At 71.8% G+C, this 14495-nt stretch carries 15 protein-coding genes; 2 read left to right on the top strand and 13 right to left on the bottom strand.

Annotated elements, in window-relative coordinates; all coding sequences use genetic code 11:
• Nucleotides 1-3 precede the first annotated feature (3 nt).
• Nucleotides 4-1791: a translation elongation factor 4 gene (lepA, locus tag ACWPOB_RS04805; RefSeq protein ID WP_455400199.1), complete on the bottom strand. Its 1788-nt coding sequence runs from the start codon at nucleotides 1789-1791 to the stop codon at nucleotides 4-6.
• A 187-nt stretch (nucleotides 1792-1978) separates the two neighbouring features.
• Here lepA and ACWPOB_RS04800 point away from each other — a divergent pair, with 187 nt between their 5' ends.
• Nucleotides 1979-2548, top strand: coding sequence for a type II toxin-antitoxin system PemK/MazF family toxin (locus ACWPOB_RS04800; protein WP_455400083.1), 570 nt, complete (start codon nucleotides 1979-1981; stop codon nucleotides 2546-2548).
• A 12-nt stretch (nucleotides 2549-2560) separates the two neighbouring features.
• Here ACWPOB_RS04800 and ACWPOB_RS04795 read toward each other — a convergent pair whose 3' ends face one another.
• From ACWPOB_RS04795 to ACWPOB_RS04780, 4 genes are all read right to left on the bottom strand, one after another.
• Nucleotides 2561-3442 (bottom strand): aquaporin, encoded by an 882-nt coding sequence (locus tag ACWPOB_RS04795; RefSeq protein WP_455400082.1) that lies wholly within the window; start codon nucleotides 3440-3442, stop codon nucleotides 2561-2563.
• 130 nt (nucleotides 3443-3572) lie between these two features.
• Nucleotides 3573-4403: a transglutaminase family protein gene (locus ACWPOB_RS04790; protein ID WP_455400198.1), complete on the bottom strand. Its 831-nt coding sequence runs from the start codon at nucleotides 4401-4403 to the stop codon at nucleotides 3573-3575.
• 8 nt (nucleotides 4404-4411) lie between these two features.
• Nucleotides 4412-5383, bottom strand: a complete 972-nt coding sequence (locus ACWPOB_RS04785) for an alpha-E domain-containing protein (RefSeq protein ID WP_455400081.1) — start codon at nucleotides 5381-5383, stop codon at nucleotides 4412-4414.
• Nucleotides 5383-7035, bottom strand: coding sequence for a circularly permuted type 2 ATP-grasp protein (locus tag ACWPOB_RS04780; RefSeq protein WP_455400080.1), 1653 nt, complete (start codon nucleotides 7033-7035; stop codon nucleotides 5383-5385). Before ACWPOB_RS04780 ends, ACWPOB_RS04785 begins: the two co-directional genes overlap by 1 nt.
• Nucleotides 7036-7225: 190 nt before the next feature.
• Here ACWPOB_RS04780 and rpsT point away from each other — a divergent pair, with 190 nt between their 5' ends.
• The gene (gene rpsT / locus ACWPOB_RS04775; protein ID WP_003937021.1) at nucleotides 7226-7486 is read left to right on the top strand and encodes a 30S ribosomal protein S20; all 261 of its coding nucleotides are present in this window, start codon (nucleotides 7226-7228) and stop codon (nucleotides 7484-7486) included.
• 62 nt (nucleotides 7487-7548) lie between these two features.
• Here the strand turns inward: rpsT and holA are convergent, their stop codons facing one another.
• The 8 genes from holA to nadD all read right to left on the bottom strand — a co-directional run bounded on the left by holA (nucleotide 7549) and on the right by nadD (nucleotide 14485).
• Entirely contained in the window at nucleotides 7549-8517 is a 969-nt protein-coding gene (gene holA, locus ACWPOB_RS04770; RefSeq protein ID WP_455400079.1) for a DNA polymerase III subunit delta, read from the bottom strand.
• Nucleotides 8514-10052 (bottom strand): ComEC/Rec2 family competence protein, encoded by a 1539-nt coding sequence (locus ACWPOB_RS04765; RefSeq protein ID WP_455400078.1) that lies wholly within the window; start codon nucleotides 10050-10052, stop codon nucleotides 8514-8516. Before ACWPOB_RS04765 ends, holA begins: the two co-directional genes overlap by 4 nt.
• Nucleotides 10049-10870 carry a ComEA family DNA-binding protein gene (locus tag ACWPOB_RS04760; RefSeq protein ID WP_455400077.1) on the bottom strand — a complete coding sequence of 274 codons (822 nt, stop codon included), beginning with the start codon at nucleotides 10868-10870 and terminating at the stop codon, nucleotides 10049-10051. The genes ACWPOB_RS04765 and ACWPOB_RS04760 overlap by 4 nt, the downstream gene beginning before the upstream one ends.
• A 92-nt stretch (nucleotides 10871-10962) precedes the next feature.
• Nucleotides 10963-11781, bottom strand: coding sequence for a DegV family protein (locus tag ACWPOB_RS04755; RefSeq protein WP_455400076.1), 819 nt, complete (start codon nucleotides 11779-11781; stop codon nucleotides 10963-10965).
• A gap of 5 nt (nucleotides 11782-11786) precedes the next feature.
• Complete coding sequence (gene octT / locus ACWPOB_RS04750; RefSeq protein ID WP_455400075.1) at nucleotides 11787-12560, bottom strand: diglucosylglycerate octanoyltransferase; 774 nt, start codon at nucleotides 12558-12560, stop codon at nucleotides 11787-11789.
• On the bottom strand, nucleotides 12547-13200 hold the full coding sequence (locus ACWPOB_RS04745) for a histidine phosphatase family protein (RefSeq protein ID WP_100058404.1): 654 nt from the start codon (nucleotides 13198-13200) through the stop codon (nucleotides 12547-12549). Before ACWPOB_RS04745 ends, octT begins: the two co-directional genes overlap by 14 nt.
• Nucleotides 13197-13646 (bottom strand): ribosome silencing factor, encoded by a 450-nt coding sequence (gene rsfS / locus ACWPOB_RS04740; protein ID WP_100058405.1) that lies wholly within the window; start codon nucleotides 13644-13646, stop codon nucleotides 13197-13199. The genes ACWPOB_RS04745 and rsfS overlap by 4 nt, the downstream gene beginning before the upstream one ends.
• Nucleotides 13643-14485, bottom strand: a complete 843-nt coding sequence (gene nadD, locus ACWPOB_RS04735; RefSeq protein WP_455400074.1) for a nicotinate-nucleotide adenylyltransferase — start codon at nucleotides 14483-14485, stop codon at nucleotides 13643-13645. Before nadD ends, rsfS begins: the two co-directional genes overlap by 4 nt.
• Nucleotides 14486-14495 lie beyond the last annotated feature (10 nt).

Below are 14495 nucleotides of genomic sequence, written 5' to 3'. Positions count from 1 at the left end.
GGGCTACTTCCCCTTCGGCTTGTCGGAAGACGCCTCGGACGAGAGCGCGGCCACGAACGCCTCCTGCGGGACGTCCACCCGGCCGATCGTCTTCATCCGCTTCTTGCCCTCCTTCTGCTTCTCGAGCAGCTTGCGCTTACGGCTGATGTCGCCGCCGTAGCACTTGGCGAGCACGTCCTTGCGGATCGCGCGGATGTTCTCCCGGGCGATGATCTTCGACCCGATCGCCGCCTGCACCGGGACCTCGAACTGCTGCCGCGGGATGAGCTCCTTGAGTTTGGTGGTCATCTTGTTGCCGTACGCGGCCGCCGCGTCCTTGTGCACGATCGCGCTGAACGCGTCGACGGCCTCGCCCTGCAACAGGATGTCCACCTTCACCAGCGCGGCTTCCTGCTCGCCGGCCTCCTCGTAGTCGAGGCTGGCGTAGCCGCGGGTGCGGGACTTCAGCGAGTCGAAGAAGTCGAAGATGATCTCGGCCATCGGCAGGGTGTAGCGCAGCTCGACGCGGGTCTCGGACAGGTAGTCCATGCCGCCGAGCTCGCCGCGCCGCGACTGGCACAGTTCCATGATCGAACCGATGAACTCGCTCGGGGAGATGATCGTGCACTTGACGATCGGCTCGTAGATTTCGCGGGCCTTGCCCTCGGGCCAGTCCGACGGGTTGGTGACGATGTGCTCCTGCCCGCCCTCGAGCACCACGCGGTAGACCACGTTGGGGGCGGTGGAGATCAGGTCGAGGCCGAACTCGCGCTCGAGCCGCTCCCGGGTGATCTCCATGTGCAGCAGGCCGAGGAAGCCGCACCGGAACCCGAAGCCCAGAGCCACCGACGTCTCGGGTTCGTAGGTGAGCGCGGCATCGTTGAGCTGCAACTTGTCGAGGGCGTCGCGCAGGACGGGGTAGTCCGACCCGTCCACCGGGTACAGGCCGGAGTAGACCATCGGGCGGGGCTCGCGGTAGCCGGTGAGCGGCTCGGCGGCGCCGCCGCGGGCAGAGGTGACGGTGTCGCCGACCTTCGACTGGCGCACGTCCTTCACTCCGGTGATGAGATACCCGACCTCGCCGACGCCGAGACCGGCGGTGGCCTTCGGCTCGGGCGAGACGATGCCCACCTCGAGCAGCTCGTGGGTGGCGCCGGTGGACATCATCTTGATCTTCTCGCGGGGCACGATCTTGCCGTCGACCACACGCACGTACGTGACGACGCCGCGGTAGGTGTCGTACACCGAGTCGAAGATCATCGCGCGGGCCGGCGCGTCGGGGTCGCCGACCGGCGGCGGCACCTGCCGGATCACCTCGTCGAGCAGTTCCGGCACGCCCACGCCGGTCTTGCCCGACACGCGCAGCACGTCCTCGGGCTCGCAGCCGACGATGTGGGCGAGCTCGGCGGCGTAGCGGTCCGGGTCGGCCGCGGGCAGATCGATCTTGTTCAGGACCGGGATGACCGTCAGGTCCTTGTCGAGAGCGAGGTAGAGGTTCGCGAGGGTCTGCGCCTCGATGCCCTGGGCGGCGTCGACGAGGAGCACCGCCCCCTCGCATGCCTCGAGCGCACGGGAGACCTCGTACGTGAAGTCCACGTGCCCGGGCGTGTCGATGAGGTGCATCACGTAGTCCTCGCCGTCGACCTGCCACGGCAGCCGCACGTTCTGGGCCTTGATGGTGATCCCACGCTCGCGCTCGATGTCCATCCGGTCGAGGTACTGGGCCCGCATCTGGCGCTCCTCGACCACACCGGTGAGCTGCAGCATGCGGTCCGCGAGCGTCGACTTGCCGTGGTCGATGTGCGCGATGATGCAGAAGTTCCGGATCTTCGCGGGGTCCGTGAACGTGGTGTCGGCGAAGGTGCTGATGTCGGGCTCCTGACTCGGACGGGCAGCGGCCCTGGCGGGCAGCGGTCACCCCTGCAGAATATCCAAGTCGCGCCGGGTCCGGTCCCGCGGCCGCACCTGCGCGGCGCCGCACGCCGCTAAGCTCGCCGACGTGGCTGGCACATGGAAGAAACTGGGCAGGCAACTGGGACGGCTCGCGGTCGAGCAGGGACCGCGGTTGCTCGAGCAGGTGCAGCGCTCCGGCGCCCTCGACCGGGCCCGGACCGCGCTCGGCTCCGGTGCCGCCGAAACCGCCCGGCCGGCCCCGAAGCCCGGCCGCCCGGTGACCTCCCACACCGCTCCCACCGCGCAGCGCGCCCGGCGGATCGGCTACGCCCCCGACCTCGACGGCCGCGCGGACCCCGGCGAGATCGTGTGGACGTGGGTGGCCTACGAGGAGGACGCGACCCAGGGCAAGGACCGGCCCGTGCTCGTCGTCGGACGCAACGGTGGCACCCTGCTCGGCCTGATGCTGTCGTCGAACAACGACCGGGACGGTCACCGCGACTGGCTGGCGCTGGGCAACGGCAGCTGGGACGCCGGCAACCGGCCCAGCTGGGTCCGCCTGGACCGCGTGCTGGACGTGCCCGAGGAAGGCATCCGGCGCGAAGGCGCGGTGCTCGACCGGGCCCGGTTCGAGCAGGTCGCCGCGCGCCTTCGCGCCGAGTACGGCTGGCGGTAGCCGGCCGTCGCGTTACCGCCGGCGGGCGCCCGCCACCCGCGCCGTGGACGGCCGCAATCCGGCGAACCGCCCGAACAGCGACCGGTAGACCAGCGCCCCGAGGGCGCCGCCGATCAGCGGGAACAGGATGAACAGCCAGAGCTGTCCGAGCGCGCCGTCCTGGTACGGCGCGACCGCGATGCTCCGCGCCGGATTGACCGAGGTGTTGTCGATCGGGATCGCGACCAGGTGGATCACCGCCAAGGTGAATCCGATCGACACCCCGGCCAGCAGGACGTCCGAGGCCTGGTCCGTCGCGGCGAGCACCACGAACACCAGCAGCGCGGTCAGCAGCACCTCGACGACCATGGTCGCCCCGATCCCGTAACCCTCGACGAGCACCCCGCCGAGCGGGCCGTCCACCGCCGACGGGCTGTGCGGGCCCCAGCCGTTGGCGCCGAGCCCCTGCACGGCCCGGTCGTAGGTGGGCAGCGACTGCGCCACCGAGTAGATCGTCACGCCCGCGACGAGGCCGCCGAGGACCTGGGCCACGAGGTAGAACACCGCCCGCTTGAGGGTGACCTGGCCGATCGCGAGTTGGCCGACCGTCACCGCCGGGTTCACGTGGCATCCGGAGATCGGCCCGATGGCGTAGACGAGGAACAGCAGGGTCAGCCCGAACGCCAGCGCGACGCCGAGATTGCCGACCTTGTCCCCGGCGAACACCGCCGTGCCGACCGCGGAGAAGACCAGCACGAACGTGCCGATCGCCTCCGCGGCGTACTTCTTGGCGTCCGAGAATTCGTCCTTCTCCACGGCCTCGAGCGCGGTCTCGTGCTCGGTCTCGTGCTCGGCGGCCCCGGGTGCCGGGTCCGCCGCCCGGCCCTCGTGGCCGGTCTCGCGTTCGTTCGTCATGCGCCCACCTCGCGTCGTGCGGTCCCGCAGGACCGGATCCGATGTGTCGAACTTCGGCACTGGCGAGCACCGCGGGTCGAAGACGGGCTCACAGGCCGCACAGCACTACCGCAACAAGACACCGCGGACACTACGCAAGCCGGGTGACCTCCACAACAACGTCGAGTGCCGTCGAACCGCCGCCGGAGTAGATGCCCTTCAGCGGCGGCACGTCCGCGTAGTCCCGGCCGGTACCGACGGACACGTGCTGTTCACCGACGACCGTGGCGTTGGTCGGGTCGTAACCCCACCACGAACCGGTCCAGGCCTCGACCCACGCGTGCGACTCCCCCGCGACGGCCGCCCCGACGGGGGCAGCGGCCGTCGGATGCAGGTATCCCGACACGTACCGGCTGGGAATTCCCATGCCGCGCAACAGGAGCAGCGTCAGGTGCGCATAGTCCTGGCAGACCCCCTCGCGCTCCTCGAAGGCCTGCACGGCCGAGGTGTGCACCCCCGTCGTGCCGGGGACGTAGGACATCTCGTCGTGCACCCACTGCGCCGCGGCCAGCACCGCGGCCACCGGATCGGCACCCTTGGCGATCTGCCGGGCGACCCTGGCGAGACCACGATCGGCCGGCACGTACCGCGACGGCAACAGCACCTCGTCGTAGCGGTCCCGGTTCTCCTCGCTGCGCAGTTCGTCCCATCCGAGCGCGTCGTCGGGCACCGCGGTCTCCTCGGTCTCGACCACCGACAGCCCGGTCACCTCCAGCGAGGTGTGCGGCGCGTGCAGGTCGAACGCGGTCACCGCGGTGCCCCAGTAGTCGACGTACCGGTACGACCGTGTCGCCGGTGTGGTCTCGACCCGGTTGAGCACGACGGTCTGCCGGCTGTCCGCGCGGGGCGTGAGCCGGACCTCGTTGTACGACGAGGTGACCGGCGCGTCGTACGCGTACCCCGTCTTGTGGACCACTCGCATCCGCCAGGTCACAACTCACCCTCCACGATCGTCTCCCCCTGTGCCGCGCCGGCATCGGTCCAGGCCACCCACGGCGCTGCGTGGAAGTACTGCAGCGCGATCGCCTCGCCGACCTGCCGGCACATCTCCTGCAGCGACTGCAGGCGCGTCTGCAGATCCTCGAGCAGCCGTCCGGGGGCGAGGAACTCGAGTTCGCTGCGGGCGCGGCCGAGCAGACGTTGCGCCTCGTCCCGGGCACCGACCCGGCTGTGCGGATGCCGGTCGAGCGCACCGAGGCACCGCTCGGCCTCGCTGATGGCGAAGAACACCGACCGCGGGAACAGCCGGTCCAGCAGCATGAATTCGAGCACCAGGCTCGCGTTGAGGGCACCGCGGTAGGTGCGCAGGTAGGTGTCGTGACCACCGACCGACCGCAGGACCGTCGCCCACGTCGGCGAGCCCGGGCGGTCGCCCGCACGGGAGAGCAGCAGCCGCACCACCATGTCGACGCGTTCGATGGACCGGCCCAGCAGCAGGAAGCGGTAGCCGTCGTCGCGGCTGAGCGTCGAGTCCGCCAGGCCCGCGAACATCGCCGCGCGCTCCTCGACGTATCGGAAGAACTCGTGCGGTCCGAGCCGCTGGGCGGCCCGCTTGCGCTCGGCGAGACCGTTGTAGGTGGCGTTCAGGCACTCCCACATCTCGCTGGAGGTGACCTCGCGGGCGCCGCGGGCGTTCTCGCGCGCGTGCGCGACGGAATCGACGATCGACCCCTGCCCCTCCCGATCGAATGCGATCAGGTCGACAACGGTGGACACGTCCAGCACGCCCGGCGGCTCGGCGAATCCGAGTACCCGCAGCAGTTGCCGGCAGGTGCGGTCGGGGTCGACCGTGGAGTCCTCGAGCAGCTGGTGCACCGCGACGTCCATGATGCGGGCGGTGTCGTCGGCGCGTTCGACGTAGCGGCCGATCCAGAACAGGGACTCGGCATTGCGGGCCAGCATCAGCGACCACCCCCGAGCCCGCTCTGCTGCTGCTGTTGTTGCTGCTGCTGCTGTTGCGGGCCGCCGACGTCGGGTCCGTGCTCGACCTGCGCGCCGTGCGCCGGCCGGTCGACCACCTGGGCGCCGCCGAGTTCTCGTTCCTCCCCGGAACTGCGCGCGGCGAGCACCCACGTGTCCTTGCTGCCGCCGCCCTGGCTCGAGTTCACCACGAGCGACCCCTCGGGCAGCGCGACGCGCGTGAGACCGCCGGGCAGCACCCACACCTCCTCCCCGTCGTTGACGGCGAAGGGCCGCAGGTCCACGTGACGCGGCGCGAGCCGGTCCCCCACCCGGGTGGGAACGGTGGACAACTGCACGACGGGCTGGGCGATCCAGCTGCGCGGGTCGTTGCGGATCTTGCGGGTCATGGTCTTCAGCTCGGCGGGCGAGGCGTCGGGACCGAACACGATGCCGTACCCGCCGGAGCCTTCCACCGGCTTGATCACGAGCTCGTCGAGACGGTCGAGCACCTCCTCGCATTCGTCCTCCAGCCAGCAGCGCAGCGTGTCGACGTTGGGCAGCAGCGGCTTCTCGCCGAGGTAGTAGTCGATGATCTCGGGGACGTAGGTGTAGACGAGCTTGTCGTCGCCGACACCGTTGCCGACGGCGCTCGAGATCACGACGTTGCCGGCGCGGGCGGCGTTGAGGATGCCGGCGACGCCGAGCACGGAGTCGGGACGGAACTGCATCGGGTCGAGGAAGACGTCGTCGATCCGGCGGTAGATCACGTCGACCTGCCGTTCGCCTTCGGTGGTGCGCATGTAGACCGCGTTGTCACGACAGAACAGGTCCCGGCCCTCGACGAGTTCGACACCCATCTGGCGGGCCAGCAGGGAGTGCTCGAAGTACGCGGAGTTGGCCACGCCGGGGGTCAGCACCACCACGGTCGGGTCGGCGGCGTTGAGCGCGGCGGCCGCCCGCAGCGCCCGCAGCAGGTGCGAGGCGTAGTCGCCGACGGGACGCACCCGGTGCTCGCGGAACAGGTCCGGGGCGATCCGGGCCATCACCCGCCGGTTCTCCATGACGTACGACACCCCGGACGGCGAGCGCAGATTGTCCTCGAGGACCCGGAACGTGCCGTTCTCGTCGCGGATCAGGTCGATGCCCGCAACGTGGATCCGGACGCCGTTGGGCGGGACGATACCGACGGCCTCGCGGTGGAAGTGCTCGCACGACGTCACCAGCCGCTTGGGGATGACGCGGTCGCGGAGGATGTGCTGCTCGCGGTAGACGTCGTCGAGGAACATCTCGAGCGCCTTCACCCGCTGGGTGATGCCCCGTTCGAGGCGGGCCCACTCTGCCGCCGCGATGACCCGCGGCATCAGGTCGAGCGGGAAGGGCCGCTCCTGTCCGGACAGGGAGAAGGTGACGCCCTGGTCGGTGAATGCGCGGCCGAGGGCCTCGGTGCGGGCCGCGAGCTCGTCGGCGCCGGTGGAGACGAACCGTTGGTGCAGCCGACGGTAGGGGGCTCGCACCCCACCGGCGTCGTCGAACATCTCGTCGAACGCCAGCGTGTAGCCGGGTACGTCGCGATAGCCGTCGAACACCCCGTCGGAACGCCTGCGCGAGCGGGAGCGGTCGGGGGGTCGGGCGACGGTCGTTCGGCTGCTCATGCCCGAAATCCTGCTACAGGATGCCGGGCTGTGCAGTGCCGGAAACCCGCTTGTCACCTGCCCGTCACCACCAGCGGTTCCGGCGCCCGGTTTGGGGTTTGCGACGGGCCGCTGGTATCGTGGTCCGTCGGTGCCGTAGTGCGCCCAGAGCTTTCCGACCAACTACCAGCAAGACGACAGGATTTTACGCGTGGCCAACATCAAGTCCCAGGTGAAGCGGATCCGCACCAACGAGCGCAACCGACTCCGCAACCAGTCGGTCAAGTCCTCGCTGCGCACGGCGATCCGTTCCTTCCGCGAGGCCGCGGCCGCCGGTGACAAGGACAAGGCCACCGAGCTCCTCGTCTCCACCAGCCGCAAGCTCGACAAGGCTGCCAGCAAAGGCGTGATCCACGCCAACCAGGCCGCCAACAAGAAGTCCGCCCTGGCCAAGGTCGCCAACGGACTCTGAGGTAGAACGCAAGCTCTGCTCCGGAAGCCGCCCCGTCCCTCGGACCGGGCGGCTTCCGTCGTCTAGTGAGTCCGGCCGGCCAGCCCCGCGACGCGGCGCACGGCGCGCTCCACCGCGTAGTCGGCATCCGCGGCCGCGCCCTTGACGTCGGCATTGAGGTCGGCCACGACCTGCAGCGCGGCCCCGATCGATCCCGGGTCCCACGCGCGTGCCTGAGCCTGAGCCTTCTTCACCTTCCACGGGGGCATCCCGAGCTCGGATGCCATCTTGAACGGGTCCCCGCGCCCGGCCGAGCCGACCCGCGCGATCGTGTGGACAGCATCCGCGAGGGCGTCGGCGAGCAGGACGTGCGCGACACCCCGATGCGTCGCCCACCGCAACGATTCCAGCGCCCCCGGCTCGTCGCCCGCGACGGCCTTCTCTGCCACCTCGAACCCGGTGACCTCGGCCTTGCCGGAGTAGTAGCGCAGCACGGCTGCGGCATCGATCTTGCCGCCCGTGTCGGCGACCAGCTGGCTGCACGCCGCTGCCAGCTCCCGTAGGTCGGAGCCCACGGCGTCGATCACCGCCTGCACGACCTCCGGCGCGACCCGCACACCCGCGGTGCGAAACTCCGCACGCACGAAGTCCACCCGCTCGGCCGCCTTGGTGATCCTGGCGCACTCGTGGGTCTCGGCGCCGCACTTCTGCAGGGCGCCCACCATGGCCTTCGCGCGGCCGCCGCCGCTGTGCAGGACGACCAGGGAGACCCCCTCGGGCGGTTCGGTCGCCGCATCGAGGATCAGCGCGACGGCGTCCTTGCCGGCCTCCGCGGCAGATTCGAGGACGACCACCCGGTCCTCGGCGAACAGCGACGGGCTGAGCAGCTCGGCGAGTTCGGCCGCGCCGGCGTCCCCGGCGCGCAGCCGCGAGACGGGCAGCTCGGACCCCGCACCCGTCCGCGCCCGGACGTCACCGACGATCCGCGCGACGGCGCGTTCGACGAGGAGGTCTTCGTCACCGAGCACGAGATGCAGCTGCGGGTTGCTCACGGATCGATCGTGCCACGACGGCCGGACATCACCGCCGGCGCCCCGGGCCGGCGTCCACGCCGCAGTCGCGGCAGGCACCGGGCGGCGACGAGCCCGCCCCCGACGGCGACTGCTCCGCCCACGCCACCGGGCACGGGCACCTCGGCGAGGGGCAGGTCGGCCGCGCGGTCCGCCACCTCGAGGATCCACCACAGCATGGGCGCGGTCCCGCGGGCGAGCAGCTCCGCCGCCGTCGGCGACGCCGTGGAGACCACCGCGACGATGGTACCGAGCACGGTCAACGGCGGAAGTACCGGCGCGACGAGGACGTTGGCCGCGACCGCCACGACGCTGACGGTGCCGGACAGTGCGGCGACGATCGGGGCGGTCACGACGAACGCCGCCGTCGAGACGGCGCACACCTCCGCCGCCGAGCGGGGCCAGCCGCGGGCCCGCAGCCGGGTCACCCAGGCCGGTGCCACCAGCACCAGCCCGGCGGTGGCCGCGACCGACAGGGCGAACCCGACGTCCGTCGCGAGTTCCGGTGCGGCGACGAGCAGGGCGCCGACCGCGCCCGCGAGGGCCGGCAGTCCGTGCCGCCGCCGGCCCGTCACCAGAGCGAGCAACCCGATCGCTCCCATCGCGGCGGCGCGCAGCACGCTCGGCGACGGGCGCACGACGACGACGAACGCCACCAGCGCGACCGCCGCGAGCGCGGTGCCCGTGCGGGGGCCGAGGCCGAGGCCCCGCACGGCGAGGAGCACCGCGCCGAGGACGATGCTGACGTTGGCACCGGACACCGCGGTCAGGTGGGTCAGTCCCGCCACCCGGAAGCTCTCCCGAACGTCGTCGGACAGCCGTGAGGTGTCGCCGACGACGAGGCCCGGCAGGAGCCCGGCCGCAGCCGGCTGGAGCACCGCTCCGGACGCCGAGGCGAGCCGCTCGCGGATCCGTCCCGCCCACTGCTGCACCCGCGAGGGGGCCTGCACCGACCGGGGCGGGCCGTCGACACGGACCACGGCCACCGTCAGATCCGCGCCGTCCGGTTCGGCGAGCCGTCCGCGCAGGGTGATCCGCTGGCCCGGCAGTAGCTCCGCCCACTCGTCGACAGGGGCGAACACCACGACGGCGCCGCCGCCCGAGTACCGGTCGGGCCCCAGCTCGGCGCGGCGCAACGTTGCCGGCACCAGCACCTGGTCCCCGCCGAACGCACTGTCTCCCAGTCTTTTCGGGTCCTCCGTCGGTTCGACCACCAGGGTGGCCCAGCCGGCGCGCGCGGCCGCGGCGGCGAGCGGATGCGTCTCGGCCGCCCACACCCGCAGTGCGACCGCCGCAGAGAACCCGGCAGCGACGACGAGAGCGGCGAGCAGCGGCCGGGCCGCGGCACGAAGCCGTCGGCGCCGTGCCACGACGACCGTGGCCACCGCGCACAGGGCGGCCGTCGCCGCGATCCCGAGCGAGACCCGCCAGCCGGCGTGCAACCCGAGCGCGGTTGCGGCCCACGCCGCCACCGCGCCCGGCACGAGTCGCGCGTCGTCGCGGTCGGGCGCGCTCACACCGCGACCAGCGTCCGCAGGCGTGCCAGCCGAGCGGGACCGATCCCGTCGACCTCGGCGAGCTGTGCGACGTCGGTGAACGGCCCGTTGTCCCGGCGCCACGCCACGATCGCGGCCGCGGTGACAGGACCGACGCCGGGCAGCGCATCGAGGGTCGCCTCGTCGGCGGTGTTGAGGTTCACCGGTCCCGCTTCGGGGGGTGCGCCGGCCCCCCCGACCCCACCCTCGCCACCGGAGCCGGACACCCCGCTCGCCGGCGGAACCGGCGGCGACGCGCCGACCACTACCTGGTCTCCGTCCGCGAGCCGCTGCGCCAGATTCAGGTTGGTCAGATCCGCACCGTCGAGGGTGCCGCCCGCGGCGGTGAGGGCGTCGGCGACCCGCGCGCCGGGCGCGACCCGCACCAGACCGGGCTTGCCCACCAGTCCCACCACGCTGACCACCACCTCGTCCGGCGCCGTGTCCTGCCGGGACGCAACGGGGTCGGCCGCCGGGGCCGCAACCTCCACCGCCGGCAGCGGCGGTACCGGCTCCGCGACGGGACGATCGCCCCAGACCACGACGAGTGTGGCGAGCACCGCCACGACACCGACCGCCGCGAGGGCCCCGGTCCCACCCCGTCCGGTCTGCCAGCGGGTCGCGCGCAACCGCTCGAGCGGACCCGGCGGCTCGACGGTTCCGGCCGGGTCGTACCACGGGTGTGGGTCGTCGTCCGCCTCGTGCGGGATCGTCGGCGCCGCCGATGCCCGATCGCCGGCGGACCGGGCGATCGCGTCGAGCCGGCTGCGCACGAGATCGTGCTCGTCGCTGCTGCCCATGGCGCGACGCTAACCGGATCCGGCCGCCGTCCACGCGACCGCCGAAGCGATCCGGCGAATCTGTGGATGAATCGTCCGCCTGTGGACAACGCCTATGCGCGGGAGACGACCACCCCGACGGCGCCGGGACCGACGTGTGCGCCGAGAACCGCGTCGAGTTCGGACACCGACAGCGCGGTGCCGGCGGGCAGCCGCTCGGCGAGCTGTGCGGCGAGCCGCTCGGCGCGTTCGGGGGCCTCGCGGTGGTGGACGGCCACCGCGGTCACCGAGTCCGCGGTGTCGACGACGCCGTCGACCAGCTTCGCCATCGCCCTGGTCATGGTGCGGGTCTTCTCCCGCAGCACCAGCCGGCCGTCGACGAGGTGCAGCACCGGCTTCATCGCCAGAGCAGTGCCCAGCAGGGCCGTGGCGGTGCCGATGCGGCCGCCACGGCGTAGATGGTCGAGCCGGTCGACCACCAGCAGTGTCCGGCTGCGGGCGGCGACCTCCACAGCCCGTTCGTAGACGGCCCGCACGCTCGCACCGGACCGGGCCAGCTCCGCCCCCGCCAGGGCGGCGAATCCCAATCCCATTGCGGTGGTACGACTGTCGACCAGCTGTACCCGGTCACCGAGGGCGTCGGCGGCGTAGCGGGCGGCCGACCAGGTACCCGACAGCTCACGGGACAGGTGCACGGCGACCACTCCGTCACCGCCGCTGTCCGACAGCGCCTCGGCGTACGCCTCCGTCAGTTCGGCCGGGGAGGGACCGGAGGTGGTGACGCCGGACAGGTCGGCGGGCAGATCGTCCACGCCCTCGCGCAGTTCGACACCGTCGGCGATCACGTGCAGTGGCACGACACGGATGCCGTACCGCTCCACCACTTCCGGGTCGAGACAGCACGACGAGTCGGTTACCACTACTACAGACACGCCGCCTACCGTATGTCCTCCGCGGCGCCGCGCGCATCCCGGCGCACCATCCGTACCGCCTCGAGAACCGCGGCGGCCACTTCGCTGTGCCCGTCCCAGCCCCAGTGGATGCCGTCCGGGTTCGCCGCGCCGGAGTGGATGTCCGCGTGCACGGCCTCGCCGAGATCAACCAGGGGAACCGACTTTTCGTGCGCCCACCGGTTGATCGCCCGGGCCGCGGCGGGACGGCCGCGGTGCACCGCGCGGTACTGCTCGCTGCGATGCACCGACGGCAGCGTGCCGATCACGGGCAGGTCCGGCCGCATGTACGCCAGCGACTCGCGGATGGTTTCGAGGTAGTCCACGCTGACCCGGGGCGGCAAGGCCACCGGCCAGCCGAGGGGCGACAGCCGGGGCTGCAGCCATCCGTAGGTCTCCCGCACGACGCGGCGCAGGCGCGGCGGCCGCACGTAGCGCAGGGTCTCCCGCAGCGCCGTCGGCAGGGGGGACGGCAGGGTGTCCATGCCGCCCACGGCCAGCACGACGGCACCGGCCCGCGGGATCGTCGCCCACACGCGTGGATCCTGCGTCATCGCCCACCACGCGTCGCGTGTCGTCCACCCGATCCGCGCGACGAGTTCGACGTCCCAGTCGAGTTCCCGCGCCACGATGTTCGGCCAGATCCGCGGATGGTCCGCCGGCAGTCCGCCCTTCGGGCCGTAGTAGCTGAGCGAGTCACCGATCACGAGCAGCGTCGGCCGCTGCGGGCCGGCCACCGGCCGTGGCTCAGAGGACGTCATCGGCCGCCACTGTCGCCGTCGCGTTCCACACGTCGAGCCGCCACGCGGGCTGGTCCCCGTATCCGCTGAGCTGGACCCAGCCGGTGTTGCCGAGCCCGCCGAGGACCGGCCACCGGTCGACCGGGAGATCGAGCAGTGCGGCGGTCAGTGCCGCGATCAGTCCGCCGTGCGCGACGACGATGATCGGCCGCTGCACCCACTGCTCGTGTTTGTCGAGCAGTTCCTGGATCACCGGGGCGCTGCGCCGGGCCACGTCGACCCGGCTCTCCCCCTCGGGGGGCGCCCAGGTGGCGTCGGCCCGCCACGCTGCCCGCGCCCCCGGGGACACCGAGTCCACGTCGTGGTGGGTCAGGCCCTGCCACCGGCCGAGGTGGGTCTCGCGCAGCCGCGGATCGATCTCCACCGGCAGGCCGGCCTGGTCACCGAGTTCGACGGCGGTGTCGTAGGCGCGCCGCAGATCGGAGGAGACGACCGCCACGGGCCGGTGCTCGACGAGGATCCGGGCGGCGGCCACGGCCTGACGCCGCCCCAGCTCGGACAGCTCGGTATCGAGCTGCCCCTGCATCCGGCTGGTGGCGTTGTACTCGGTCTGCCCGTGACGCACCAGGATCAGGCGCCGGACCGGTACCCGATGGGTCACCGGTCGCCCGGCGTGTCGTCCGCGGTGGGCGTGGTGTCGTCGTCCGCCGGCGACCCCGCGCCGGTGTCGTCGGCCGGCGCGGGAGCGCCGATGCCGTCGACGGTGATCACCGGGCAGTCCTTCCACAGCCGGTCGAGGGCGTAGAAGTTGCGTTCGTCGTCGTGCTGGATGTGGACGACCACGTCGACGTAGTCCAGCAGCGTCCAGCGACCCTCGCGGGTGCCCTCGCGCCGCACGGGCTTGTGCCCTGCCAGCCGCAGTTTCTCCTCGACGTTGTCGACGATGGCGTTGACCTGACGCTCGTTGGCCGCGGAGGCGATCACGAAGCAGTCGGTGATGACCAGTTGCTCGGACACGTCCAGCACGACGACATCGGTGGCCAGTTTCTCGTCGGCCGCGCGGGCCGCGATGCGTGCCATCTCGATGGCTTCTGCAGTTGCCGTCACTGCGTGGTCTTCCTCTCGGGGTGGGGGTGGGACTCGGGGTGGGTCTCCGGGTTGGGGTGGGACTCAGCGTGGGGTTGGGACTCAGCGTGGGTCACCGGGTGGGGGTGGGACTCGGCGTGGGGATATGACACGGTCGCCGCCCCGTCGAGGCGCCGCGAGTTCGCGGGTCGGTACAGGTTGCGCTTGGTGATGTACTGCACCACCCCGTCCGGCACCAGGTACCAGATGGGCCTGTGGTCACGCACCCGCGTCCGGCAGTCGGTCGAGGAGATCGCCAGCGCGGGGATCTCGACGAGACCGACGGTGTCGGCGGGCAGCTTCTCGAGATGCTCGGCGAGATGCTCGACGTGCAGGTCGTAGCCCGGACGCGACACTCCCACGAACCGGGCCAGCTCGAACAATTCGGTCCAGTTCTGCCACGACAGGATCGAGGCGATCGCGTCGGCGCCGGTGATGAAGTACAGGTGGGCGTCGGGCATCAGCGAACGCAGGTCGCGCAGCGTGTCGACGGTGTAGGTGGCCTTGTCCCGCTCGATGTCGACCCGGCTGACGGAGAACCGCGGGTTCGAGGCGGTCGCGATGACCGTCATCAGGTAGCGGTCCTCGGCCGTGCTGACCTCGCTCCCCGACTTCTGCCACGGCTGTCCGGTGGGCACGAACACGACCTCGTCGAGGTCGTACCGGTCGGCCACCTCGCTGGCTGCGACGAGGTGCCCGTGGTGGATGGGGTCGAAGGTGCCGCCCATGACACCGACGCGACGTCGCGTGTCACCGACGCGACGTCGCGTGTCACCGACGCGACGTCGCGGCGCCGGATTCGGGGCGGATGGCTCATGCACGATTGTCCAG

The organism is Rhodococcus sp. 2H158 (assembly GCF_053764755.1).
The sequence above is the reverse complement of the archived record's forward strand: the minus strand, read 5'-3'. Positions and strand labels throughout refer to the sequence as shown.

Excerpts from the sequence above, each read along its gene's own strand:
- ACWPOB_RS04780 (WP_455400080.1), bottom strand. The coding sequence starts at position 7,035 with ATGAGCAGCCGAACGACCGTCGCCCGACCCCCCGACCGCTCCCGCTCG.
- ACWPOB_RS04795 (WP_455400082.1), bottom strand. The coding sequence starts at position 3,442 with ATGACGAACGAACGCGAGACCGGCCACGAGGGCCGGGCGGCGGACCCG.
- ACWPOB_RS04760 (WP_455400077.1), bottom strand. The coding sequence starts at position 10,870 with ATGGGCAGCAGCGACGAGCACGATCTCGTGCGCAGCCGGCTCGACGCG.
- ACWPOB_RS04785 (WP_455400081.1), bottom strand. The coding sequence starts at position 5,383 with ATGCTGGCCCGCAATGCCGAGTCCCTGTTCTGGATCGGCCGCTACGTC.
- ACWPOB_RS04790 (WP_455400198.1), bottom strand. The coding sequence starts at position 4,403 with ATGCGAGTGGTCCACAAGACGGGGTACGCGTACGACGCGCCGGTCACC.
- octT (WP_455400075.1), bottom strand. The coding sequence starts at position 12,560 with ATGACGTCCTCTGAGCCACGGCCGGTGGCCGGCCCGCAGCGGCCGACG.